This window comes from Streptomyces sp. NPDC043176 (assembly GCF_056436715.1).
The window spans coordinates 60,302-83,382 of record NZ_JBWKCA010000028.1; the positions used below are offsets into that span (position 1 = coordinate 60,302).

The 23,081-nt window shown below is 72.6% G+C and carries 22 protein-coding genes; 16 read left to right on the plus strand and 6 right to left on the minus strand.

Annotation, left to right across the window (positions count from 1 at the left end; genetic code table 11):
- Nucleotides 1–4: 4 nt before the first annotated feature.
- Nucleotides 5–439, minus strand: a complete 435-nt coding sequence (locus AC067A_RS32750; protein ID WP_017241572.1) for a cell division protein SepF — start codon at nucleotides 437–439, stop codon at nucleotides 5–7.
- Between the two features lie 310 nt (nucleotides 440–749).
- Between AC067A_RS32750 and AC067A_RS32755 the strand changes: the two genes are divergently transcribed.
- A complete protein-coding gene (locus tag AC067A_RS32755; protein WP_479246590.1) occupies nucleotides 750–2,030 on the plus strand; it encodes a DUF5685 family protein in 1,281 nt (426 codons plus the stop codon).
- Nucleotides 2,031–2,064: 34 nt separating this feature from the next.
- Here AC067A_RS32755 and AC067A_RS32760 read toward each other — a convergent pair whose 3' ends face one another.
- Both AC067A_RS32760 and AC067A_RS32765 read right to left on the minus strand, forming a co-directional pair.
- Nucleotides 2,065–3,042, minus strand: coding sequence for an ABC transporter substrate-binding protein (locus AC067A_RS32760; protein ID WP_479246592.1), 978 nt, complete (start codon nucleotides 3,040–3,042; stop codon nucleotides 2,065–2,067).
- Complete coding sequence (locus tag AC067A_RS32765) at nucleotides 3,039–3,518, minus strand: GNAT family N-acetyltransferase (RefSeq protein WP_479246594.1); 480 nt, start codon at nucleotides 3,516–3,518, stop codon at nucleotides 3,039–3,041. The genes AC067A_RS32760 and AC067A_RS32765 overlap by 4 nt, the downstream gene beginning before the upstream one ends.
- A gap of 532 nt (nucleotides 3,519–4,050) precedes the next feature.
- Between AC067A_RS32765 and AC067A_RS32770 the strand changes: the two genes are divergently transcribed.
- The 10 genes from AC067A_RS32770 to AC067A_RS32815 all read left to right on the plus strand — a co-directional run bounded on the left by AC067A_RS32770 (nucleotide 4,051) and on the right by AC067A_RS32815 (nucleotide 14,994).
- The gene (locus tag AC067A_RS32770) at nucleotides 4,051–4,899 is read left to right on the plus strand and encodes an amino acid ABC transporter permease (RefSeq protein ID WP_479246595.1); all 849 of its coding nucleotides are present in this window, start codon (nucleotides 4,051–4,053) and stop codon (nucleotides 4,897–4,899) included.
- Complete coding sequence (locus tag AC067A_RS32775) at nucleotides 4,896–6,701, plus strand: FAD/NAD(P)-binding protein (protein WP_479246597.1); 1,806 nt, start codon at nucleotides 4,896–4,898, stop codon at nucleotides 6,699–6,701. The genes AC067A_RS32770 and AC067A_RS32775 overlap by 4 nt, the downstream gene beginning before the upstream one ends.
- A gap of 159 nt (nucleotides 6,702–6,860) precedes the next feature.
- Nucleotides 6,861–7,754 (plus strand): amino acid ABC transporter permease, encoded by an 894-nt coding sequence (locus AC067A_RS32780; protein WP_479246598.1) that lies wholly within the window; start codon nucleotides 6,861–6,863, stop codon nucleotides 7,752–7,754.
- Nucleotides 7,751–8,551 (plus strand): amino acid ABC transporter ATP-binding protein, encoded by an 801-nt coding sequence (locus AC067A_RS32785; RefSeq protein WP_479246599.1) that lies wholly within the window; start codon nucleotides 7,751–7,753, stop codon nucleotides 8,549–8,551. The genes AC067A_RS32780 and AC067A_RS32785 overlap by 4 nt, the downstream gene beginning before the upstream one ends.
- 47 nt (nucleotides 8,552–8,598) lie before the next feature.
- Nucleotides 8,599–9,573 (plus strand): ABC transporter substrate-binding protein, encoded by a 975-nt coding sequence (locus AC067A_RS32790; protein ID WP_479246600.1) that lies wholly within the window; start codon nucleotides 8,599–8,601, stop codon nucleotides 9,571–9,573.
- Nucleotides 9,574–9,758: 185 nt separating this feature from the next.
- Nucleotides 9,759–10,781 carry an LLM class flavin-dependent oxidoreductase gene (locus AC067A_RS32795; RefSeq protein WP_479246601.1) on the plus strand — a complete coding sequence of 341 codons (1,023 nt, stop codon included), beginning with the start codon at nucleotides 9,759–9,761 and terminating at the stop codon, nucleotides 10,779–10,781.
- Complete coding sequence (locus tag AC067A_RS32800) at nucleotides 10,778–12,097, plus strand: NtaA/DmoA family FMN-dependent monooxygenase (protein ID WP_479246603.1); 1,320 nt, start codon at nucleotides 10,778–10,780, stop codon at nucleotides 12,095–12,097. The genes AC067A_RS32795 and AC067A_RS32800 overlap by 4 nt, the downstream gene beginning before the upstream one ends.
- Nucleotides 12,094–12,882, plus strand: coding sequence for a DUF1684 domain-containing protein (locus tag AC067A_RS32805; RefSeq protein WP_479246604.1), 789 nt, complete (start codon nucleotides 12,094–12,096; stop codon nucleotides 12,880–12,882). The genes AC067A_RS32800 and AC067A_RS32805 overlap by 4 nt, the downstream gene beginning before the upstream one ends.
- A 187-nt stretch (nucleotides 12,883–13,069) precedes the next feature.
- Nucleotides 13,070–13,936, plus strand: a complete 867-nt coding sequence (locus AC067A_RS32810; RefSeq protein ID WP_479246605.1) for a S1 family peptidase — start codon at nucleotides 13,070–13,072, stop codon at nucleotides 13,934–13,936.
- Nucleotides 13,937–14,103: 167 nt separating this feature from the next.
- Entirely contained in the window at nucleotides 14,104–14,994 is an 891-nt protein-coding gene (locus AC067A_RS32815) for a S1 family peptidase (protein ID WP_479246607.1), read from the plus strand.
- A 60-nt stretch (nucleotides 14,995–15,054) separates the two neighbouring features.
- Here the strand turns inward: AC067A_RS32815 and AC067A_RS32820 are convergent, their stop codons facing one another.
- Nucleotides 15,055–16,092: a DUF3533 domain-containing protein gene (locus AC067A_RS32820; protein WP_479246609.1), complete on the minus strand. Its 1,038-nt coding sequence runs from the start codon at nucleotides 16,090–16,092 to the stop codon at nucleotides 15,055–15,057.
- Between the two features lie 398 nt (nucleotides 16,093–16,490).
- Here AC067A_RS32820 and AC067A_RS32825 point away from each other — a divergent pair, with 398 nt between their 5' ends.
- Nucleotides 16,491–17,378 carry an esterase/lipase family protein gene (locus AC067A_RS32825; RefSeq protein ID WP_479246610.1) on the plus strand — a complete coding sequence of 296 codons (888 nt, stop codon included), beginning with the start codon at nucleotides 16,491–16,493 and terminating at the stop codon, nucleotides 17,376–17,378.
- A 3-nt stretch (nucleotides 17,379–17,381) separates the two neighbouring features.
- On the opposite strand, the gene AC067A_RS32830 is transcribed toward AC067A_RS32825, so the two are convergent.
- Nucleotides 17,382–18,410, minus strand: a complete 1,029-nt coding sequence (locus tag AC067A_RS32830; protein ID WP_479246612.1) for a lytic polysaccharide monooxygenase — start codon at nucleotides 18,408–18,410, stop codon at nucleotides 17,382–17,384.
- Between the two features lie 142 nt (nucleotides 18,411–18,552).
- On the minus strand, nucleotides 18,553–19,221 hold the full coding sequence (locus tag AC067A_RS32835; RefSeq protein ID WP_479246613.1) for a response regulator: 669 nt from the start codon (nucleotides 19,219–19,221) through the stop codon (nucleotides 18,553–18,555).
- A gap of 131 nt (nucleotides 19,222–19,352) precedes the next feature.
- On the opposite strand from AC067A_RS32835, the gene AC067A_RS32840 reads away from it, so the two are divergent.
- From AC067A_RS32840 to AC067A_RS32855, 4 genes are all read left to right on the plus strand, one after another.
- Nucleotides 19,353–20,336, plus strand: coding sequence for a Bug family tripartite tricarboxylate transporter substrate binding protein (locus AC067A_RS32840; protein ID WP_479246616.1), 984 nt, complete (start codon nucleotides 19,353–19,355; stop codon nucleotides 20,334–20,336).
- Nucleotides 20,333–20,839 (plus strand): tripartite tricarboxylate transporter TctB family protein, encoded by a 507-nt coding sequence (locus tag AC067A_RS32845; RefSeq protein ID WP_479246618.1) that lies wholly within the window; start codon nucleotides 20,333–20,335, stop codon nucleotides 20,837–20,839. Before AC067A_RS32840 ends, AC067A_RS32845 begins: the two co-directional genes overlap by 4 nt.
- 3 nt (nucleotides 20,840–20,842) lie before the next feature.
- Nucleotides 20,843–22,333, plus strand: a complete 1,491-nt coding sequence (locus AC067A_RS32850) for a tripartite tricarboxylate transporter permease (RefSeq protein ID WP_479246620.1) — start codon at nucleotides 20,843–20,845, stop codon at nucleotides 22,331–22,333.
- Nucleotides 22,334–22,461: 128 nt separating this feature from the next.
- On the plus strand, nucleotides 22,462–22,872 hold the full coding sequence (locus AC067A_RS32855) for a DUF6299 family protein (RefSeq protein ID WP_479246622.1): 411 nt from the start codon (nucleotides 22,462–22,464) through the stop codon (nucleotides 22,870–22,872).
- Nucleotides 22,873–23,081 lie beyond the last annotated feature (209 nt).

Here is a 23,081-nt window from a genome sequence, read left to right on the forward strand (position 1 = left end):
CCGCTCAGCTCTGGTTGAAGAAGCCGTCCTGACGGCGCCGGCCCGACTCGCCGGTGACGATCTGGGTGTCGGCGGGGGTCAGCAGGAAGACCCGCGTCGCCACCCGCTCGATCGAGCCGCGCAGGCCGAAGGCGAGACCGGCGGCGAAGTCGACGACGCGCTTGGCGTCGTTGCCCTCCATCGCGGTCAGGTTCACGATCACCGGGACGCCGTCCCGGAAGAGCTCGCCGATGCTCCGGGCGTCCCGGAAGCCGTCCGGGGAGACGGTGGCGATCCGGCGGCCCCGTTCCTCGGCGGTGTCCGTGGCGACCCGGACCCGGGGGTCCGTCACCCAGGCGTCGCCGCTCTCGGCACCGTCGGCGTACTCGTCGTCGTAGTAACGCTCGTCGTTGTCCTCGACGAGTCCCAGCCAGGCACTCGCCTTGCGCACCGATCCCATGGACGCCTCCTTTCAGCGCGGTCACTTGTGGTTCCGCATACCCATCGTCGTCCATGATGCGGATCGCGCGCCAAGTGGATAGTCGGCGCGCAGGGGATTCGTGACGGTACTGGTGCAGAACGTGAGGGCCGTTTTCTGGCGATTCGTCAGGAATCTTGCGGTATGCGGGGCCTGAGGGAGGGCCATGTTGCTGAAAATATGAAAGTCGGGCCGGATGGGTGACGATGGGCGCGTACGGGTGAACGGCCCGGCTCGCTACCATGCCGCGAGGCCGCTCGGCGGCACGTCGCACCGCCCACGGGGGAGTCAGTTGTTCGGAATCGTCAGGCCCTGCGCACACCGGCTCACCGACGGTCTGAAAGTCGAGTGGATGGCCCACCTCTGCGGCCTCTGCCTGGCGCTCCGCGCCGACCACGGGCAGTTCGCCCGCGTCGTGACCAACTACGACGGGCTCATCGTCTCGGTTCTGACGGAGGCTCAGACCGGCGCCGTCGCGAGCGGCCGCCGCACGGCGGGCCCCTGTCCGCTCCGCGGCATGCGGACCGCCCCGGTGGCCCGGGGCGAGGGCGCCCGGCTCGCCGCAGCCGTCTCGCTCGTCCTCGCCTCCGCGAAGGTGCGGGACCACGTCGCCGACCGGGACGGCCTGTTGGCCCGCCGGCCCGTCGCCGCCGCGGCCCGCCGGGTCGCCCGCTCCTGGGACAAGGCCGGGGCCAGGACGGGCCGCTCCCTCGGTTTCGACACCGCCGTCCTCGTCGACGCCGTCGACCGGCAGACCGGCCTCGAGACCCTGGCGGGAATCGGCACCCCCCTGCTCACCGTCACCGAGCCGACCGAGACGGCGACGGCGGCCGCCTTCGCGCACACCGCCGTCCTCGCCGGCCGGCCGGGGAACGCGGAGCCGCTCGCCGAGGCCGGCCGGCTCTTCGGCCGGCTCGCCCACCTCCTCGACGCCGTCGAGGACCAGGCCGCCGACGCTTCGACCGGCGCCTGGAACCCGCTCACCGCCACCGGCACCTCCCGCGAGGAGGCCCGGCGCCTCGCCGACGACGCCCTGCACGGCATCCGTCTCGCCCTGAAGGACGCCGAGTTCGCCGACGGCAAGCTCGCCCACGTCCTCCTCGCCCACGAGCTCCGCGCCTCCGTGGACCGCGCCTTCGGCACGACGAGCTGCTCGCACGCCGGGGCGGGACAGGGCGCCCCGCACGCGCACGGTCCGGTGCCGGGGAACCCGTACGCCACTCCCGGCGGCCCGGGGCCCGGCAACCCCTACGCCCCCGGTCCCGGCGGCCCCGGCGGTCCGTACGCCCCCGGCCCCGGCGGACCCGGCGGACCCGGCGGGCCGTTCCCGCCCGAACCGCCCAACCGGCGCGGGCTGATCGCCGGATGCGCCCTCTGGGTGGGCCTGGCCTGCACCTGCCAGATGTGCTGCGGCACCTTCGAGGACCCGTGGAGCCGCCAGCGGCGCGAAGGCCTCTGCCAGCAGTGCGACCCCGGCAGCTGCTGCGACTGCTGTGACTGCTGCGGCAACTGCTCCTCCTGCTGCGAGGGTGACGGCTGCTGCGGAGGCTGCGACTGCGGCTGCGACTGCTGACGCACGCCCATCGACCCCGCCGGGCCCCGTACCGCTACTTCGTCGGTGCCGGGATCTCCGGCGGGGAGATCTCCGAGCGGGCGATGCCCGACCCCGTCACCCCCCACTTCCGCAGGATCCGGTCGTACGTCCCGTCGGCCTTCAGGCCGTTGACGGCCGCCTGGAAGGCGGGGGCGAGCGGGGTGCCCTTCTTGAAGGCGAAGCCGACGTCGAGCCGCCGGTACTCGTTGAGGAACTTCACGTTCGGCTGCTGGGTCACCGCGTACCGCACGCCGTTGATGGTGTTCATCACGACGTCGCTGCGGCCCTGCCGGAGCGACATCCAGATGGCGCCGGCCTCGCTGTAGACGTTCACCTCGTACGGCTTCAGACCGGCCTCCGCGCACCGGCCCCTGTTCTTCTCCAGGGTCCGCTCGAAGGTGGTGCCGGCGTTCACGGCCACCTTCAGGCCGCACAGCTGCGTGAGGTCGGTGACCGCCTTCAGGGGGCTGTCGGCCCGGGCGGCGAAGCCCTGGCCGTCGTTGACGTACGTGACGAAGTCGATGGTCTTGCGCCGCTCCTCGGTCACGCCGAAGTTCCCGGTGCCGACGTCGTACTTGCCGCTGCCGAGCGCCGGCAGGATCGCCTCGAAGCCCACCACCTCCCGCTTGAGCTCCAGGCCGAGCGCCTTCGTCACGGCGGCCGAGAAGTCGGCGTCCACGCCCACCACGGTCGTGCCGTCGGGCAGGTACGCGGAACTGGGCGGGGTCGCTACCGACGCCGCGAACGTGAGGCTGCCCCGCTGCCGCACGTCGGCGGGGAGCAGCTTCGCCGCCGCGTCGTTCTTCCGGACCCCCGACACGACGTCGTCGGTCGGGAGCGCGCCCTTCGCGGCGCCCGGAGCCCCCGAGGCCCCGGCCGGCGCGGTGGCCGGTTCGCCGCCCGAGCAGGCGGTGAGGGCGAGCGCGGCGGCGGTGATCAGGGCGAAGACGGCGGTGGTGCGTGTGGTGCCGGAACTCGTGCGCGTGCTCATGGCTTCGGGTTCTCCAGGAATTTCTCGAACGGCAGTGGGCCGATCGACTCGGGATCGGCGGTCACGTCGAAGAGCGGGCGGTAGCCGCTCGCCAGGTAGAGGCCCTTGGCCTCCGGCTGGCGCGGGCCGGTCGTCAGGAAGACGCGGGAGTAGCCGCGGGCGGCGGCCTCCCGTTCGAGCACGGTGAGGACGCGGCGGGCGAGTCCCCGCCTGCGATGCGCCGAGTGCGTCCAGATCCGTTTCAGCTCGGCGGTGTGCTCGTCGTAGCGGCGGTAGGCGCCGCCGGCCACGGGCCGGCCCTGCTCCAGGAGGAGCAGGAAGGAGCCGTGGGGCGGGGTGAACTCGGCCGCCGGGTAGGTGGTCAGGTCGTGCGGGGAGCCGTACCGGGTCGTGTACTCGTGCGCCAGCTCCTCGAAGAGGGGGCGCGCCAGGGGGTCGGTGGTCGTGGTCCGGTGAACGGACAACGCGAAGGTCATGACGGTCCTTCAGGACGAAGGAGGACAGGGGAAGACAGAGGGAACGCGGAAACGCGGAAATGCGGGAGAAGCAGGGGAGCGCGGGAACGCGGGAACGCGGGAATGCGAGGACGCGGGGACGCGGGGACGCGGGAAAGGCAGGAGAACGCGGGAAAGGCAGGGCACGGCGAGGGGAGGGGAGAGCTCAGGCGCTCACGAGGGGCCTGGGTGTGAAGGCGCCGCGGAGAACAGCACGCGGGCGGGGCACAGCAGGGGGTCGGCTCAACAGGAGGAGGACCACACGCGACCGAAGTCGATGTGGGAGCGCTTGACCAGCTGCTGCGGATGCATGGCCTCAGTGGAACAGGCATCCGTTGCCACGTCAACCATGATGAGACGTACGGCTCACAGTGCGGACACCCTTGACAGCGGGCCGTGTTGACCGCATAGCCTCGAAGGGCGGATCGGGCTGAGGGGCCCGGACCCGCACTCAGCGCGTGTGAAGGCGCACTCCCGTGTTCGATCCACTCTCTGGCATCCACGGAGCCTTCGCATGTCCGCGACCCTCGTCAAGACCCCCTCCACGGCCCGGCCGACCGAACCGGCCCTCCGTGTCGTCCCCACCCGCCGTGCCGGGCAGTGGGCCGCCGCGGGCCTCGTCCTCGTCCTCCTCGCGCTCGGCCTCGTCTCGGTCGTCCGCAACAAGGCCTTCCAGTGGGACGTCGTCGCCGAGTACTTCACCTCCGCGTCCGTCCTGCGCGGCCTCGGCCTGACACTGTGGCTGACCGCCCTCGTGATGGCCCTGGGATTCGTCCTCGGAACCCTGCTCGCCGTCCTCAGGCTCTCCGCCAACCCCGTTCTGCGCGCGGTCAGCTGGGGGTACGTCTGGTTCTTCCGGTCCACCCCGATCCTGGTCCAGCTGCTGTTCTGGTTCAACATCGGCGTGCTCTACCCGCAGATCCTCGGCGTGAACACCGTCAACCTCCTCGGCCCGGTCGCCGTCGCCGTCATCGGCCTCACCCTGCACGAGGCGGCCTACGCCGCCGAGGTCGTGCGCGGCGGCATCCTCTCCGTCGACCGCGGCCAGATCGAGGCCGCCCAGTCCCTCGGCCTCGGCCGGTGGCGCAGGCTCTTCCGGATCGTGCTGCCGCAGGCCATGCGCGCCATCGTCCCGCCGGCCGGGAACATGCTGATCGGGACCCTCAAGGGCACCTCGATCGTCTCCGTCATCGCCGTCCAGGACCTGCTCTACTCGACCCAGCTCGTCTACCACCGCACGTACGAGATCATCCCGCTGCTCCTCGTCGCCACCCTCTGGTACGTCGCCGTCACCTCGGTCCTCGGCGTCGGCCAGCACTACGTCGAGCGGTACTACGCCCGCGGAACGGCCGGTGCCCGATGAGCCTCCGCCCCTCGATCGTCGTGGTGGGAGCCGGGCCGCGGGGGACCGGCTTCCTCGAACGGCTCGCCGCCAACCTGCCCGAGCTGTACGCCGGAGGAAAGCTCGACGTCCACCTCGTCGACCCCTACCCGCCCGGCCCCGGCCGGATCTGGCGCACCGGACAGTCCCCACTGCTCTGGATGAACTCCCAGGCCGAGGACGTCACGATGTTCACCGACGAGACCGTCGCGCTCGAAGGTCCCGTCCGGCCCGGCCCCACGCTCGCCGAATGGGCCGGCATCGACGGCCGCACCTTCCCCACCCGCCCCGAACAGGGCGCCTACCTGCGCTGGGTGTACGAGCGGGCCCGCGACGCCCTGCCCGCCGGCGTCACCGTCCACGAACACCGCACCACCGCCCTGCGGATCGGCGGCCCCCGCGAGGGACGCCAGCGGGTCTGGCTGGCGGGCGCGGGCACCCCGCTCCTCGCCGACCTCGTGGTCCTCACCGTCGGACACCTCGACGCCGAACCCGACCGGGAGCAGCGGGAACTCGCCGACTTCGCCGCCCGCCACCGGCTCGTCCACCTGCCGCCCGACTTCACCGCCGACGCCGACCTCGCCGCGCTGCCCGCCGGCGAACCCGTCCTCGTCCGCGGCCTCGGCCTCGCCTTCGTCGACCTGATGGTGCTGCTCACCGAGGGCCGCGGCGGCCGGTACGAAGGCGAGGGCGACGCGCTGGTCTACGTACCCTCCGGGAAGGAGCCGGTGCTGCACGTCGGATCGCGGCGCGGCGTCCCGTACCACTCGAAGATCGGTTACGCCCTCGACGGCGAACGGCCCCCGCTGCCCCGCTTCTTCGGCCCCGAGCAGACCGACGCCCTGCTGAGCGGGCCCGGGCCGATCGACTTCCGTCGCGACGTGTGGCCGCTCGTCGACAAGGAGCTCGGCTGGGCCCACTACCACCGGCTGTTCTCCGCCCATCCCGAGCGGACCTCGCTCGCCTGGAGCGACTTCGAGAAGGCGTACGAGGAAGCACCGCCGCGCGGGGCGGAGATCGCCGCGATCGTCGCCGCGGCCGTCCCCGACCCCGCCGACCGGCTCGACCTCGACGCCCTCGACCACCCCCTCGACGGCATCCGCTTCTCCTCCGCCGAGGCGCTCCAGCACGGACTGCGCGACTACATCACCGACGACCTGAACCGCCGCCACGACCCCGCCCACAGCCCCGACGCCGCCGTCTTCGCCGGACTCCTCTCCGTCTACGGCCAGCTCCTGCGACTCGGGAAGCGGATGGACCCCGGCGTCTGGTGGCACGGCTTCTTCAGCTACCTCGCCTCCGGTCCGCCCGGGCCGCGGCTGCGCCGGCTGCTCGCCCTGTCCCGCGCCGGCGTCGTGCGCTTCCTCGGCCCCCAGGTCACCGTCGAGGCCGACGAGGAGCGCGGGGTCTTCCGGGCCTCGTCCGCCGCCGTGCCGGGGGAGTGGACGGAGGCCCGCGCCCTGGTCGAGGCCAGGCTCCCCGACCCCACCCTGGAACTCACCGGCAGCCCCCTGCTGCGCGCGCTGTACGAGGAGGGGACCAGGGCCACCGCGAGCGGCCTCCTCGTCGTCGACCCCGTCGACGGCCGGCTCCTGGAACACGACGGCCGCCCGCACCCGCGCCGCTTCGCGCTCGGGCCGCACACCACCGCCCGCACGGGCGGGGCGTTCACCCGGCCCCGTACCGGCGGGGCCGCCTTCGGGCAGAACGATGTCACGGCGCGCGCCGTGCTGACGTTCCTGCGCGACCTGGACTGTCGGCTCCCCGCGCCGCTGAGCGCCTGAACCGCCGCCGCGTTCCACCGGCCGGCGCCGCCGTGTTCCCGAGCCGGCGCCGCCGAGCGCCCCGGCCCGCGCCGGCGCCTCCCGCGCCGCCCCTTCCCGCCCCGCCCTTCTCCGCGACCGCCCCGCCCCCGCCCACCCCGCACCGTCCGAGGAACCGCCATGTCTCTCACCAGCGATCCGCCCGCCACCGAAAGCGTCGCGAAGGACCCGCCCCCCAGGCCTCCGGCGCCCGCGCTCGTGGTCGTCCCGGTGCGCCACCCCTGGCGCTGGGTCGCCGTCACGGCCACCGCCGTCCTGCTCGCGCAGTTCGGCCACGGTCTGGTGACCAACCCCGGCTGGGAGTGGGACGTCTTCGCCGCCTTCTTCACCACGGAGACGATCCTCCAGGCCGTCTGGGTCACCCTCCAGCTGACCTTCTACGGCACCGCCCTCGGCTTCGCCATCGGCATCGTCCTCGCCTTCATGCGCCTGTCGGCCAGCCCGTTCCTGCGGTCGGTCGCCTTCGCGTACATCTGGGCGTTCCGGTCGATCCCGCTCATCGTCCAGCTGCTGTTCTGGTTCAACCTCGCCTACCTGTACAAGGAGCTGAGCATCGGCATCCCCTTCGGGCCGGGATTCGTCTCCTTCGACACGATGGGTCTGGTCGGCGAGATGGGCGCCGCCGTCCTCGGGCTCGCCCTGCACCAGGCGGCCTATGCGGCGGAGATCGTCCGGGGTGGCGTACTCGCCGTGGACGAGGGCCAGTTGGAGGCGGCGGCCTCCCTCGGCATCCCCCGGCTCCGCCAGGTCCGGCGGATCGTGCTGCCGCAGGCGATGCGCTCGATCCTGCCGAACGCGGCCAACGAGATCATCTCGCTCTTCAAGGGCACCTCGATCGTCTCCGTCATGGCGATCGGCGAACTCTTCTACCAGGTGCAGGTCGTCTACGGCCGCAACGGCCGGGTCGTCCCGCTCCTGATGGTCGCCACCGCCTGGTACGTCCTGCTCACCACCGCGCTCTCCGTCGTCCAGCACTACGTCGAACGCCACTACGCGAAGGGGAGCGTCCGATGAGCTCCGTCACCACCGCCGGCCCCGCGGCCGGGAACGCCACCGCCAAGGTCGAGATCCGGTCCGTCCACAAGCACTTCGGTCCCCTCCACGTCCTGCGCGGCATCGACCTCGACGTCCGGGCCGGCGAGGTCACCGTCGTCCTCGGCCCGTCCGGCTCCGGGAAGTCCACGCTCCTGCGGACCGTCAACCACCTGGAGAAGGTCGACGGCGGCACGGTCAGCGTCGACGGCGTCCTCGTCGGCTACCGCCGCTCCGGCAACAAGCTGTACGAGCTCCGCGAACGCGAGATCCTCAAGCAGCGCACCCGGATCGGCTTCGTCTTCCAGAACTTCCACCTCTTCCCGCACCTCACCGTCCTGGAGAACATCGTCGAGGCACCCGTCTCGGCCCTCAGGCGTCCCCGCAAGGAGGCCGAGGCAGCGGCCCGGAGCCTGCTCGAACGGGTCGGCCTCGCCGACAAGGCGGAGGCGTACCCCAAGCAGCTCTCCGGCGGACAGCAGCAGCGGGTCGCCATCGCCCGCGCGCTCGCCCTCGAACCGGGCCTGCTCCTCTTCGACGAGCCGACCTCCGCGCTCGACCCCGAACTGGTCGGCGAGGTCCTCGACGTCATCAAGGACCTGGCAGCCTCCGGCACCACCATGATCGTCGTCACCCACGAGATCGGCTTCGCCCGCGAGGTCGCCGACACCGTGGTCTTCATGGACGAGGGCCGGATCGTCGAACAGGGGCCGCCGGCCGAGGTGCTCGACAACCCGCGCCACGAGCGCACCCGCGCCTTCCTCTCCAAGGTCCTCTGACCCCTTCCCTCCTTCCTTCCCCCCTCACCACCCACAGGAGCATCGCCATGAAGACCCGTCGCGCCGTCCTCACCGCCCTCGCCTCGCTCACCGCCCTCGGGCTGCTCACCGCCTGCGGTTCGGGTGACGCCGCCGTCAACGAGATCAAGCCGGAGGGCCAGAAGGGCACCGGCATCAACGTGGGCCCGAACCAGAACCGGATCCACACCGCCAAGGTCGACGCCATCGCCGGGACGCTGCCCGAGGCCGTCCGCAAGAGAGGCACGCTGATCCTCGGCGTCTCCGCGAAGAGCAACCCGCCGCTCGCCTTCCGCGCCACCGACGACAAGACGCTCATCGGCGTCGAGCTCGACATCGCCACCCTCGTCGCCGACACCCTCGGTCTGAAGCCCGAGTTCAACCCGGTCTCCTGGGAGAACCTCTTCGTCGGCCTGGACAGCGGCAAGTACGACGGCGTCTTCTCCAACGTCACCGTCACCGAGGAGCGCAAGGACAAGTACGACTTCGCCACCTACCGCCTCGACGACCTCGCCTTCGAGGCGAAGAAGGGGTCCGGCTGGACGGTGAAGGGCCCCGAGGACGTGTCGGGCAAGCGGATCGCGGTCGGCTCCGGCACCAACCAGGAGAAGATCCTCGTCGACTGGTCGCGGCAGAACGAGAAGGCCGGCCGCAAGGGCGTCGACATCAAGTACTACGACAACACCACCGACTACTACCTCGCCCTCCAGTCAGGCCGCATCGACGGCTACCTCGGCCCCAACCCCACCGTCGCCTACCACGTGGCCTCCGCCGGACAGACCGAGGCCGTCGGCACGTTCTCCGGGGCGGGCGCCGGGCTCCAGGGCAAGATCGCGGCCACCACGAAGAAGGACAGCGGTCTCGTCGCCGCCTACGCGGCCGCGATCGACCACATCGTCCGGAACGGCACCTACGCCGAGGTCCTCAAGCGGTGGGGGCTGAGCGGCGAGGCCGTCACGAAGTCGGAGATCAACCCGCCCGGCCTGCCCCGCACCAAGAACTGACCCGCCGTGACCAGCACGCCCCTGACAGGCCACGGCCCGCCCGGCCCCGCACGGACCGGCCCCGCACGGACCGGCCTCCCACCGGCCGGCCCCGCATCGCACGGTCCTGCACAAGCCGGTCCCGCACCGGACCGTCCTGCACAAGCCGGTCCCGCACCGGCCGGCCCCGCACCGAGAGAGACCGCATGACCAGCACCAGAACGCTTCACCTCGCCGCCGAGCTCGCGCCGGGCTCCGGCCGGGCCGGCCCCGGCCCGGAGACCGCCGCCCGTACGGTCGCGCTCGCCCGGCTCGCCGAGGCCGCGGGGCTCGACTTCGTCACCCATGACGACTCCTTCGCCCGGCCGGGCCTCGACGCGCTCGCCACCCTCGCCAGGGTCGCGCCCGAGACCCGCTCCGTCGGCCTCGTACCGACCGTGCACACCACCCACACCGAGCCCTTCCACGTCCAGGCCGCCGTCGCCACCCTCGACTGGGTGAGCCGGGGCCGGGCGGGCTGGGGGATCGCGGTGTCCCCGACCGGGGCGGAGGCCCGGCTCTTCGGCCGCCGCCCGGCCCCGCCGGTCGCCGAGCTCTGGCAGGAGGCGGGGGAGGTCGCCGAGGTGTCCCGCAAGCTGTGGGACAGCTGGGAGGACGACGCCGAGATACGGGACGTGGCGACCGGCCGGTTCGTCGACCGCCGCAAGCTGCACCACGTGGACTTCCAGGGCGCGACCTTCTCGGTCAAGGGCCCCTCCATCGTCCCCCGGCCCCCGCAGGGCAATCCGGTGACCGTCGTCGACGCCACCCGCCCTGCCGCCCGGGACACCGCCGCCCACCACGCCGACGTGGCCCTGGTCAGGGCCGCGTCCGCCGAGGAGGCCGCGGCCCTCCGCGCCGAGCTGCACCGGGCCGCCCGCGCCAGGGGCCGGGAACCCGGGCAGCTGCGGGTGCTGCTCTCGCTGACCGTCGACCTCGACGCGTACGAGGGCGGGCCGGGGGCGCTCGCCGAGCTGATCGCCGGCTGGCACGGCGGCGGGGCGGTCGACGGCTTCCACCTCGTGCCGGCCGTGCCGGAGCGGGACCTGGGGCGGTTCGCGGCGGGGACGGTGGCGCGGCTGCGGGAGCGCGGCCTGTTCCGCACGGCCTACGAGGGCGCCACCCTCCGCGACCACCTGGGACTCGCCCGCCCGGTCAGCCAGTACGCGACGACGGGAGCGGGTTCATGAGCGGCTCCGTGGGCGGACGGAAGCAGATCCACCTCGCCGCGCACTTCCCGGGCGTCAACTCGACCACGGTCTGGGCCGATCCGCGTTCCGGTTCGCAGATCGACTTCTCCTCCTTCGAGCACCTGGCCAGGACGGCGGAGCGCGGTCTCTTCGACTTCTTCTTCCTGGCCGAGGGGCTGCGGCTGCGCGAGCACGCGGGGCGCATCCACGACCTGGACGTGGTCGGGAGGCCCGAGTCGATCACCGTCCTGAACGCGCTGGCCGCCGTCACCGACCGGCTCGGACTGGCCGCCACGGTCAACGCGACCTTCAACGAGCCGTACGAGCTGGCCCGGCGGCTGGCCTCGCTCGACCACCTGAGCGCGGGCCGGGCCGCCTGGAACGTGGTCACCTCGTCGGACGCCTTCACCGGCGAGAACTTCCGGCGCGGCGGCTACCTGGACCGGTCCGACCGGTACACCAGGGCCGCCGAGTTCCTCGCCACCGCCCGGGAGTTGTGGGACTCCTGGACCCCGGACGGCGTCCCGCGGCCCTTCGCCCACAGCGGGCCGCAGTTCCGGATCGGCGGCGAGTTCACCGTGCCGCGCTCCCCGCAGGGGCATCCGGTCGTCATCCAGGCGGGGGACTCCGCCGAGGGGCGGGAGTTCGCCGCCTCGGCCGCCGACGTGATCTTCACCCGGCACTCCACGCCGGAGGCGGGCCGGGAGTTCTACGCCGACGTCAAGGGACGGCTGGCCCGGTACGGACGGGCGCCCGGCGACCTGAAGATCATGCCGGGGGTGACGTACGTCCTCGGCGACACGGACGCCGACGCGCAGGAGCGGGCGGCCGGGATCCGCCGGCAGCAGGTCTCCCCGCAGAACGCGATCCTCGCCCTGGAGCAGATCTGGGGCCGCGACCTGTCCGGCTACGACCCCGACGGACCACTTCCGGCCATCGACCCCGACCCGGACTCCGCGCTCGTCCAGGGCCGGGTGCGGGTCGCCGATCCGGTGGCGGTGGCCAGGAGGTGGCGGGCGCTGTCGGAGGCGAAGGGGCTGTCGATCCGGCAGACGGTCATCGAGTCGTCCGGCCGGCAGTCCTTCGTGGGCTCCCCGGCGACGGTCGCGGCGGCGCTGGCGGAGTCCGTGGCCACGGACGCGGCCGACGGCTTCATCCTCGTTCCCCACCTCACCCCCGGCGGCCTGGACGAATTCGTCGACCGGGTCGTCCCGCTGCTCCAGGAGCGCGGGGTCTTCCGTACGGCTTACTCCGGCACCACGCTGCGGTCGCACCTCGGGCTTCCCGAGCCCGTATGGAAGGGTCGGACACCATGAGCACGGATCCACGGCAGGACTGGCAGCACTGGCACGAGCAGCGGGAGGCCGCGGTCTCCTCCTCGTACGGCCCGCTCTCCCTCGCGGGCACCCACTGGCTCGCCGACTTCCCCGAGGGGCGCATTCCGGCCGTTCCCGGCGAATGGCGGGAGGACGGCGACGAGGTGCTCCTGACGGCGGGCGCGGGGGACGGCCTCACCGTCGACGGCAAGCCGTTCGCCGGCACGGTCCGGCTCGGCGCCGACCACACCCCGATCCACGAGTCCCGGGTCGAGAAGGCGGGCCGGCGGCTCGTCGTGCTGCGGCGCGAAGGGCTCTGGGCCGTACGGGACTTCGATCCCGGGGCGCCGGCGCGCCGCGCCTTCCGGGGCATCGACGCCACCCCGTACGACGAGCGCTGGGTGGTGCCCGGCGTCTACCGTCCGTACGAGGGGACGCGCAGCGTACGGGTGAGGAACGCCGACGGCCGGGAGCGCGGGCTGGGCCTCTCCGGGGAGCTGTCCTTCGAGCTGCCCGGCGGTGAGCACGTCCTCCAGGTGGCCGTCGAGGACGACGGCACGCTGTGGGCGGTCTTCGCGGACGCCACCAGCGGCCAAGGCAGCTACCGCTTCCGTTTCCTGCGGCCGGAGGCCCCGGCGGCGGACGGCTCCGTGACGGTGGACTTCAACCGGGCCCTGCTGCCGCCGTGCGCCTTCGCCGACCACTTCATCTGCCCGTTCCCGCCGCCCGGGAACACGCTCGACACCGGAGTGCCGGCCGGGGAGCGGCGGCTGAACCCGGCCTGAGCAGGTATTTCGCCGCAGACGGGTGCCCCGGGCCATGACGGCCGGGGCATCCGTCCGTACTGCGGTCTTGTGCGTCCGCTTTCCGCGCGCCAGTATCACTGGCGGTGCATGTCAGGAACACGTCACCTGATGGCGCCTCACGGGCCCGTCATCCACGGGCCCCTCCGCTTTTCCCAGAAGGAGAACAGTGAGGAGCACAGTGAGGAACACCCGCACCCGTCTGCTCGCCGTCGCCGCCGGTCTCGCCGCCGTCACGGCCCTCGGACTCCCCGCCGCCCAGGCCGCCCCCACCCCCGGTCCCGCCGGGGCAGCCCAGCTCGCCCGTGCCGACGCCGCCGTCGATGCCGCCGGCGTCGGCGGCACCGCCTGGTACGTCGACGAGGCATCGGGCCGGGTCGTCGTCACCGCCGACTCCACCGTCACCGACGAGGGACTCGCGAAGATCCGGAGAGCGGCCGGCGCCGACTCCGGCGCGCTCCGCATCCAGCGCGCCCCCGGCGTCTTCAAGCCCCTGCTCGGGGCGGGGGACGCCATCTACGGCAACGGCTACCGCTGCTCGCTCGGCTTCAACGTCCGCAGCGGCAGCACGTACTACTTCCTCACCGCCGGGCACTGCGGCAACGTGGTGAACACCTGGTACGCCAACTCGGCGCAGTCCACGCTGATCGGCGCCACCGTCGGGTCGAGCTTCCCCGGCAACGACTACGCCCTGGTCCGCTACGACAACGCCTCGCTCTCCCACACCGGCGGCTTCACCGCGGCGAACGCCTACGTGGGCGAGTCCGTCAAGCGTTCCGGCTCCACCACCGGCACCCGCAGCGGCACGGTCACCGGCCTCAACGCCACCGTCCGCTACTCCGGCGGCGGAACGGTGAAGGGCATGATCCAGACCAACGTCTGCGCCGAGCCCGGCGACTCCGGCGGTGCGCTCTACGACGGCACGAAGGCGCTCGGCCTCACCTCGGGCGGCAGCGGCAACTGCTCCACCGGCGGCACCACCTTCTACCAGCCGGTGCCCGAGGCGCTCGCCAAGTACGGGGTCAGCCTGTACTGAGCAACGCCCTTACACAGCTCGACAGTCGAGGGCCGTACGGCTGAAAGGCGCCCTTGCGGCGTGAAGTCGTACGGCCCGAGACTCCCCCACAGCGCCGGCCCCTGGCCGCGCCTCACGGGCCCGACACCCCACTGAGGGCCCCCGATTCCCCTCTGGAGGAACGAGAAGTGAGGACCATGCGCACCACCCCCACGCGAAACATCCGGATGCTCGCCGTCGCGACCGGTCTCGCCGCCGCCGCGGCGCTCGCCGTCCCCACCGCGAACGCCGACTCCGCCGGAACCTTCGGCGTCACCCAGCTCGCCGCGGCGAGCGACGCCGTCCTCGCCGCCGACGTGGCCGGCACCGCCTGGCGCGTCGACCCGGCGTCCGGAACGGTGGTCGTCACCGTCGACTCCACCGTCTCCCCGGCCGAGATCGCGAAGATCAAGCGGCAGGCGGGGACCAACGCGGGAGCACTGCGCGTCGAGCGCACCCCCGGCACGTTCAACAAGCTGATCTCCGGCGGCGACGCGATCTACGCGAGCAGCTGGCGCTGCTCGCTGGGCTTCAACGTCAGGGACAGCGCGGGGAACTACTACTTCCTCACCGCCGGCCACTGCACCGACGGCGCGGGCACCTGGTACTCCAACTCGTCCCGCACCACCGTGCTCGGCTCCACGAGCGGGTCGAGCTTCCCGACCAACGACTACGGCATCGTGCGCTACACCAACAGCTCGGTGACCAAGTCCGGCACGGTCGGCGGCGTCGACATCACCAGCGCCGCCAACGCCACGGTCGGCATGTCCGTCACCCGCCGCGGCTCCACCACCGGCACCCACAGCGGCACGGTGACCGGCCTCAACGCCACCGTGAACTACGGCGGCGGCGACATCGTCTACGGCATGATCCAGACCAACGTCTGCGCCGAGCCGGGCGACTCCGGCGGCCCGCTGTACTCGGGCAGCCGCGCGATCGGCCTCACCTCCGGCGGCAGCGGCAACTGCTCGTCGGGCGGCACGACGTTCTTCCAGCCCGTGACGGAGGCGCTGAGCGCCTACGGGGTGAACGTGTACTAGGCGGGAACCGGGACGGAAGGCCCCCGCGGCGGCGGGGGCCTTCCTTCACCGCGTCGCGGGCTACGCCCTGACCTCGCCCATCTCCCCGGCGATCGGCTCGGCCTCGGGCTTCCGCTTCAGCGAGGACATCACCAGGGTGACGACCGTGCCCACGACCGCCCACGCCGAGAGGACCAGCATCGAGGCGGTCATGTCGTTGCCCTTGAAGTACGCGATCGAGCGCGCCGCCCAGGTGCCCGCGCCCGGCGGCAGGTACGGGCCGACGGCCCGCCAGAACGGCGGCAGCATCGGCAGCGGGAAGGCGCCGCCCGCGCTCGGGTTGCCCGCGATCACGATGAGCAGGATCGCCAGGCCGATGCCGACGATCCCGAACACCGACTGCAGGGCGAGGGTGGCGGCGCCCACCGCGAAGACCACCAGGGCGCCCAGGCCCCACAGGGCCGCGACGCTGCCGGGCAGGGCGCCGAGGACGGGGCCGACGATGATCGCGCCGCCGAGCCCGCCGAGGACCGAGTAGAGCGCCAGGACCCCGAGGCGGATGATCGCGCGTTCGCGGTTGGCGGGCCGGGAGCCGGCGCTGATCGCCAGGATCGCGGCGCAGATGTAGCCGCCGACGCACCAGCCGATGACCAGGTAGAAGGCGGAGAGTCCGTTGAAGTCCCGGGAGGAGGAGGGGGCCACGTCGACGGTGCGCACGACGCGCTGGTTGGCCGCCTCCAGCTTCGTCATCATCGCCTCCAGGGTCGCGGAGAGCACCTTGCCGCCGCCGGAGGCGACGAGCAGGGTGTCGGTGCGGCCCCGCGGGTCGACGACGAGGGCCCCGTCGATGTCCCGGTTCATGATCTGGTCCCGCGCCTCGGCCTCGTCCGCGAGCGTGCGGGGGTCGAGGGGATCGCCCGGCAGCTTCTCCAGCCGGTCCGTCAGAACGGTCGCGGCCTGCCCGGGGGCGACCACGCCGAAGGGGACGTCCGTGGGTCTCGGATCGTGCAGGGCCCCGACGTACGAGGTGATGAACAGCAGCTGGAGGGCGAAGACGCCGACGACGAGCAGGGCGGCTCGGGGAGTGACGGCGCTTTTCAGTTCATCGACGAGACTCATGCCCCCCAGGCTCCGGGGAGAGCGGTGTTCCCGCAGGTGGGGCAGGTCCGAACGAGCTATCGCGCTCATGTTCGAAAGCAGGCTGCGCCGAGTTCGGGGAATGTGCTCACGAATGCAGCCGGCGGGTCGTCGGGCCGCCTGACGGGGGGTGTCCCCGCCGGGCCGTCGGCGGTGGGTGTCGCCGTCGGGCCGTCGGGCCGTCGGGCGGTGGGCGGTGGATGTCGCCGTCGGGCCGACGCGCGGCGACACCCCACTTTTTACCGACGCGTAACTTCCCAGTCGAGGCTACCGATGCGTAGCTTGGCTGAAGCGCATCCCCACCGCGCATCCCCACTTGTGGTCCGGACCGCAGGGCACAGCACCCCCACCATCCCCTTGAGCCGCAAGGAGATCGCCCGATGCTGCCCCGAAGGTCCCGGAAGCCCTGGAAGCACGCCGTCAGAGCGCTGTCCGTCCTCCTGCTGACCGCCGCCGCCACCCTCGCCCCCACCGCGTCCGCCTCGGCCCAGGCGGAGAGCACCGCACCCAGCCGTGGCTGGAACGACTTCACCTGCAAGCCCTCCGCCGCCCACCCGCGTCCGGTCGTCCTCGTCCACGGGACCTTCGGGAACTCCGTCGACAACTGGCTCGCCCTCGCGCCCTACCTGGTGAACCGCGGCTACTGCGTCTTCTCGCTCGACTACGGCCAGCTGCCCGGCGTGCCGTTCTTCAACGGCCTCGGCCCCATCGCCGCCTCCGCCGGCCAGCTCGACACCTACGTCGACCGGGTGCTCGCCGCCACCGGAGCCCCGAAGGCCGACCTCGTCGGACACTCGCAGGGCGGCATGATGCCCCGCTGGTACCTCAAGTTCCTCGGTGGGGCCGAGAAGGTGAACGCGCTCGTCGGGATCGCCCCCGACAACCACGGCACCACCCTGCTCGGCCTCACCAAGCTCCTGCCGTACTTCCCCGGCGCCGAGGACCTGATCAGCTCCACGACCCCCGGCCTCGCCGACCAGATCGCCGGATCGGACTTCATCACCCGGCTCAACGAGGGCGGCGACACCGTCCCCGGCGTCCGCTACCACGTCATCGCGACCCAGTACGACGAGGTCGTCACGCCCTACCGCTCCCAGTTCCTCAGCGGTCCGAACGTCACCAACGTCCTCATCCAGGACAAGTGCGCGCTCGACCTCTCCGAGCACGTGGCCATCGGCACCGCGGACCGCGTCACCTTCCACGAGGTCGCCAACGCCCTCGACCCGGCCCACGCCACCCCGACCACCTGCCTCTCGGTGATCGGCTAGTCCCTACCGCTCCGCACGGCGCCGCCGCGCCGTCCCGAAGAGCACCGCCGCACCGAGCGTCAGCACGGCGGCGCCACCCATCGCCAGATACGGCGTGGTGGCGTCGCCCCCGGTCTCGGCGAGCACCACCCCGGAGTCCGAACCGGCGGCGGGCACCGGCGCGTTGGGCGCGGCGGTCCCGACGGCGGCGGTCGGCTCGGCGGTCGGCTCGGCGGACGGCGCCGACGCGGCGGTGGCCGGCTCGTTCGACGGCGCAGGCGCGGCGGCGGTCTGCCCCGCGCCCGTGGCCGCGTCGCCGTCCCCGTGCCCGCCGTGCTCCACCGAGGACTCCTCCCGGCCCTCCTCGATCTGCGTGTCGCTCGGCGCGGACGCGGTCGGCGCCGGGGCCGTACCGCCGCCGTCCTTCCCGAACACCACGTCCGAGCACGTGTAGAACGCCTCGGGCGAGTCCGAACGCTGCCACACCGAATAGATCAGATGACGGCCCGACTTCTTCGGCACCGTCCCCCGGAAGACGTAGTCACCGTTCTCCATCCGCGGGTCCGTCACCGTCACGAACGGCTTCTCCTCCAGATCCGACCACTTCAGCGGCTTCGCCGGGTCGTACCCGTCCTTCGTCACGTACAGCGCGAACGGCCCCCTGTGCGGCGCGGTCCCCTTGTACCGGAACGTGTGCGCCCCCGCCTCCAGCCGGCTCGCCGGCCAGTCCGCCCGCGCCAGATCCAGCCCCCGGTACTTCTCGTTCCCCGCGCTGCACAGCTTCCCGTCCGGAATCAACTCCCGGTGCTTTCCCGCCGCGTTCGCGATGTTCACCCCGTTCCAGTCGTACAACGCCTGCGTCCCGCCCGCCGCCACCGCCGCCTTGCACGCCGCCGACCGCGGCGCCTCCGGCCCCTCCGCGTAACAACCCGCCACCCGGCTCACCGGATCGGTCATCGACCCGTGCGCGACCGCGGTCCCGGACAGCAGCCCGGCCCACGCGAGGCCGGCGGTGGTGGTGGCGACGACGGCGGCCGTACGGCGAGAGGTCATGGGGGACAGCTCCTTCACGGGGCTCTGAGGGGTGGACGCCCCGCACGCTAGCCGCCACCACCCCCGCGAAAGCCCTCGAAGAAGGGGATGCGGCGATCCTTAGGACCCCGTTAAGGCGGGGGTAAGAAGCGCCTGAGGAACGTCAGCCCAGGGGGCGGTAGCGGCGTTCCGGGCGGCCCGTTCCGCCGTAGCGGAGGGTGACCTCGGCGCGGCCCGTCTGGGCGAAGTACTCGAGGTAGCGGCGGGCGCTGACCCGGGACAGGGAGCCGGCCTCGGCGCACTCGGTCGCCGACAGGCCCTCAGGGCGGGAACGGAGGACGGAGGCGACGAGGTCGGCCGTGTGCGCGGCGAGGCCCTTCGGGAGTTCCCGGGAGCCGCGGGGGCGGGTGCCGAAGATCTGGTCGACGTCCTCCTGGCGGGCCTCGTCGAGCTCGTCGAGGCGGGTGCGCAGGGAGGCGACGTGGCGGAGCTGCTCGTGCAGGGCCGCCTGGCTGAAGGGCTTGATGAGGTAGTGCAGCGCCCCGGCGCGCAGGGCCGAGCGGATGGTGGCCACGTCCCGGGCGGCGGTGATGAACAGCGCGTCCATGCCGAGACCGGCGGCGCGCAGCTCCCGCAGCACCTGGACGCCGTCCATGTCCGGCAGGAAGACGTCGAGGAGCACCAGGTCGGGGCGGAGACGTTCGGCGGCGCGCAGGGCCTCGGCGCCGCTGTGCGCGACCCCGGACACGCGGAAACCCGGCACGGCCGACACATAGCGGCAGTGCAGCTTGGCGACCATGAAGTCGTCGTCCACCACCAGCACGTTCGTCACGCCGACACGCTAGGTCCCGACCACAACGACCACAACGTCCGTTGATTGCGGAAGAGAGACAGCTCCTTCACGTACCGGCAACATGTAGGCCACCTCACACATCCCATCCCTCTACCTGAGAGGCGGCTCCCGTGCGGTTGCGCACCCTCTTCGCCCTCCTCGGGGCGGCGCTGCTCGTGCTGGTGGGTCCCCCGCTGCTCAGTCCCGGCAGCGGCTCCGACACCGGCACCCGGATACCCGGCCTGCGCTTCATGGTCCCCAACACCCCCGGCGGCGGATACGACGTCACCGCCCGCACCGCGGCCAAGAACGCCGAGGAGGCGGGCCTCACCGGCGACATCGAGGTCTTCAACCTGCCCGGCGCGGGCGGCACGGTCGGCCTCACCCGGCTCGTCGGCGAACGCGGCGACGGCCGCCTCGCCATGTCCATGGGCCTCGGCGTCGTCGGCGCCGTCCACACCAACAAGACCCCCAGGACCCTCGCCGACACCACCCCGATCGCCCGGCTCACCGAGGAGCAGGACATCGTGGTGGTCGGCAAGGACTCCCCGTACAGGACCCTCCAGGAGCTGCTCGCCGCCTGGAGGAAGGACCCCGGGAAGCTGCCCGTCGGCGGCGGCTCCTCGCCCGGCGGCCCCGACCATCTCGCACCGATGCTGATGGCCCAGGCCGCCGGTATCGCCCCCGGGGACGTGAACTACGTCCCCTTCGACGGCGGCGGCGAACTCCTCGCCTCCATCCTCGGCGACAAGGTCGGCTTCGGGGTCTCCGGTGTCGGCGAGTACCTCGACCAGATCAAGGCCGGAGAACTGCGCCTCCTCGCCGTCACCGGCCCGCAGCGGGTCCCCGGCCTCGACGCCCCCACGCTCCGCGAGGCGGGCCTCGACACCGAGTTCACCAACTGGCGCGGCATCGTCGCCCCGCCCGGCCTCTCCGACGCCGAGCGGGAGAAGCTCGTCGGCCTGGTGACGGAACTGCACGCCTCCCCGCAGTGGCGCGAGTCACTGGAGACCCACGGCTGGAACGACGCCTTCCTGCCCGGTGACGAGTTCGGCGCCTTCCTCACCGAGCAGGACCGGCGGGTCGGCTCCGTCCTGAAGGAGCTCGGCCTGTGACCACCACGCTCAAGAGCCTGCTGGGCGGGCGGTCCGAACTCGGCGTCGGCGCCCTGCTCTTCCTCCTCGGCGTCCTCGTCCTCACCGACGCCCTCACCCTCGACGCCGACGTCACCGGCCGCGGCCCCGTCGGCCCCGCCACCGTCCCCCTCGTGGTCGGCTGCGGTCTCCTGCTCGTCGCCGTCCTCCTCACCGCCGACGTCCTGCGCGGCGGCCGGGGCGAGGCCGAGGCGGGCGAGGACGTCGACCTGACGGAACCCGCGGACTGGCGGACCGTCCTGCTCCTCGCCGGCGTCTTCCTCGCCTTCGCCGTCCTCATCGGCCCCCTCGGCTTCCCCGTTGCGGGCGCCCTCCTCTTCTGGGGCGCGGCGTACGCCCTCGGCAGCCGGCACCTCCACCGCGACCCGCTGATCGCGGCCGCCCTCTCGCTCCTCACCTACGCCGTCTTCGACAAGCTGCTCGGCGTCCCGCTGCCCGGCGGCCCGCTGATGGGAGTGATCTGACCCGTGGATTCCCTGAACTCCCTGATCGACGGCTTCGGCACCGCCCTCACCCCGATGAACCTGCTGTGGGCCGCGATCGGCGTGCTCCTCGGCACGGCCATCGGCGTCCTGCCCGGCATCGGCCCCGCGATGGCCGTCGCCCTGCTCCTGCCGGTGACGTACGGACTCGAACCGACCGGCGCCTTCATCATGTTCGCCGGCATCTACTACGGCGCCATGTTCGGCGGCTCCACCACGTCGATCCTGCTCAACACCCCCGGTGAGAGCGCCGCCGTCGTCGCGGCCATCGAGGGCAACCCGATGGCCAAGGCGGGGCGGGGCGCCCAGGCGCTCGCCGCCGCCGCCATCGGGCACTTCGCCGGCGGCATGATCGGCACGATCCTGCTCGTCGTCCTCGCCCCGACCGTCGCCGCGCTCGCCGTCGACATCGGCGCCCCCGACTACCTCGCGCTGATGGTCCTCGCCTTCGTCGCGGTGACCTCGGTCCTCGGCTCCTCCCGCATCCGCGGCCTGGCCTCCCTCCTCATCGGCCTGACGATCGGGCTGGTCGGCCTCGACCAGATGACCGGGCAGCAGCGCCTCACCTTCGGCTCGCTCCAGCTCGCCGACGGCGTCGACGTCGTGATCGTCGCGGTCGGCCTCTTCGCCATCGGCGAGGCCCTGTGGGTCGCCGCGCACCTGCGCCGCACGGCCGGCGAGGCCATCCCCGTCGGCCGCCCCTGGCTGGGCGGGGACGACGTGAGGCGGACCTGGAAGTCCTGGCTGCGCGGTCCCCTCATCGGCTTCCCGTTCGGCGCGATCCCGGCCGGCGGCGCGGAGATCCCGACCTTCCTCTCGTACGTCACGGAGAAGCGGCTCTCGAAGCACAGGGAGCAGTTCGGCAAGGGCGCCATCGAGGGCGTCGCCGGACCCGAGTCGGCGGCCTCGGCCTCCGCGGCCGGCACCCTCGTCTCCATGCTGACCCTGGGCCTGCCCACGACCGCCGTCGCCGCCGTGATGCTGGCCGCGTTCCAGCAGTACGGCATCCAGCCGGGTCCGCTGCTCTTCGAGCGGGAACCGGAACTGGTCTGGGGCCTGATCGCCTCGCTGTTCGTCGGCATGGTGCTGCTGCTCGCGCTCAACCTGCCGCTGGCGCCGGTCTGGGCCAAGCTGCTGCGCATCCCGCGCCCGTACCTCTACGCCGGCATCCTGTTCTTCGCCGCCGTCGGGGCGTACGCGGTCGGAGGCGAGGCGCTCGACCTGGTCGTCCTGCTCGTCATCGGCCTCCTCGGCCTCGGGATGCGGCGCTACGGCCTGCCGGTGCTGCCGGCGGTCATCGGCGTCATCCTCGGCCCGGCCGCCGAACAGCAGCTGCGCCGCGCCCTCCAGATCAGCGACGGATCGCTGACGGGCCTGGTGGACACGCCGTTCTCGATCACCGTGTACGCGGTCGTCGCGATCCTGTCGGCCTGGCCGCTGCTGCGGAAGGCGGCCGCCCGGCGGGCCCCGCACTGACCGTACGACGGTATGCGCGCCCGCTGTCCAACTCGCCCCCGATGGGGTGAGTTTCGGACAGCGGGCGGCTTGATCCGGTATCCCTGGCGGGCAGCACCATCCCCCCACATCCCGAAGGGACCCCGCTCATGCGCGTCCGTATCGCCCTCGCCGCAGGCGCCCTGCTCGCCGCCGCCGTCGCCCCCCTCGCCCACGCGGAAGGGGCCGACAGCCTCTCCATCGACGGACACGGCGTCGTCGCCGCCGACGGCACGGTCAGCCTGTCCGGCACGTACCACTGCATCGACGACAGCGCCGGCCCCGTCTTCGTCAGCGCGACCCTCGTCCAGGGGGACCACTCCGCCGGCATCGGCGGCACCCGGGCCGTCTGCGACGGCCGCGACCACACGTGGGTCAACACCGCCGTCGTGAAGGAACCGGCCTACCAGGCCGGTGCCGCCCACGTCCGCGCCCACCTCATGCAGCTCACCCCCGGCGAGGCGGGCCTGCCGACCCCCGCCTTCCTCGCCTCGGAGAGCGCGGGCGTCGAACTGAGCTGAACCGTACGAGACCCGCGACCGGGTCCGTACACGCCGCTGACACCCCTCGGCCTGTCCGACCGTCCCCGCCGGGTCCGGCTCGCCCGGCCTGATCCGACGCGAAGGGTCGGACAGGCCCTAGGTGTATTGATCACGAGCGTTGTTGACACTGGTCTGGTCTTGAACATGGCGAAGACCTCCGGTGTGGTGGGAGCTGTCTAGGAACTCAC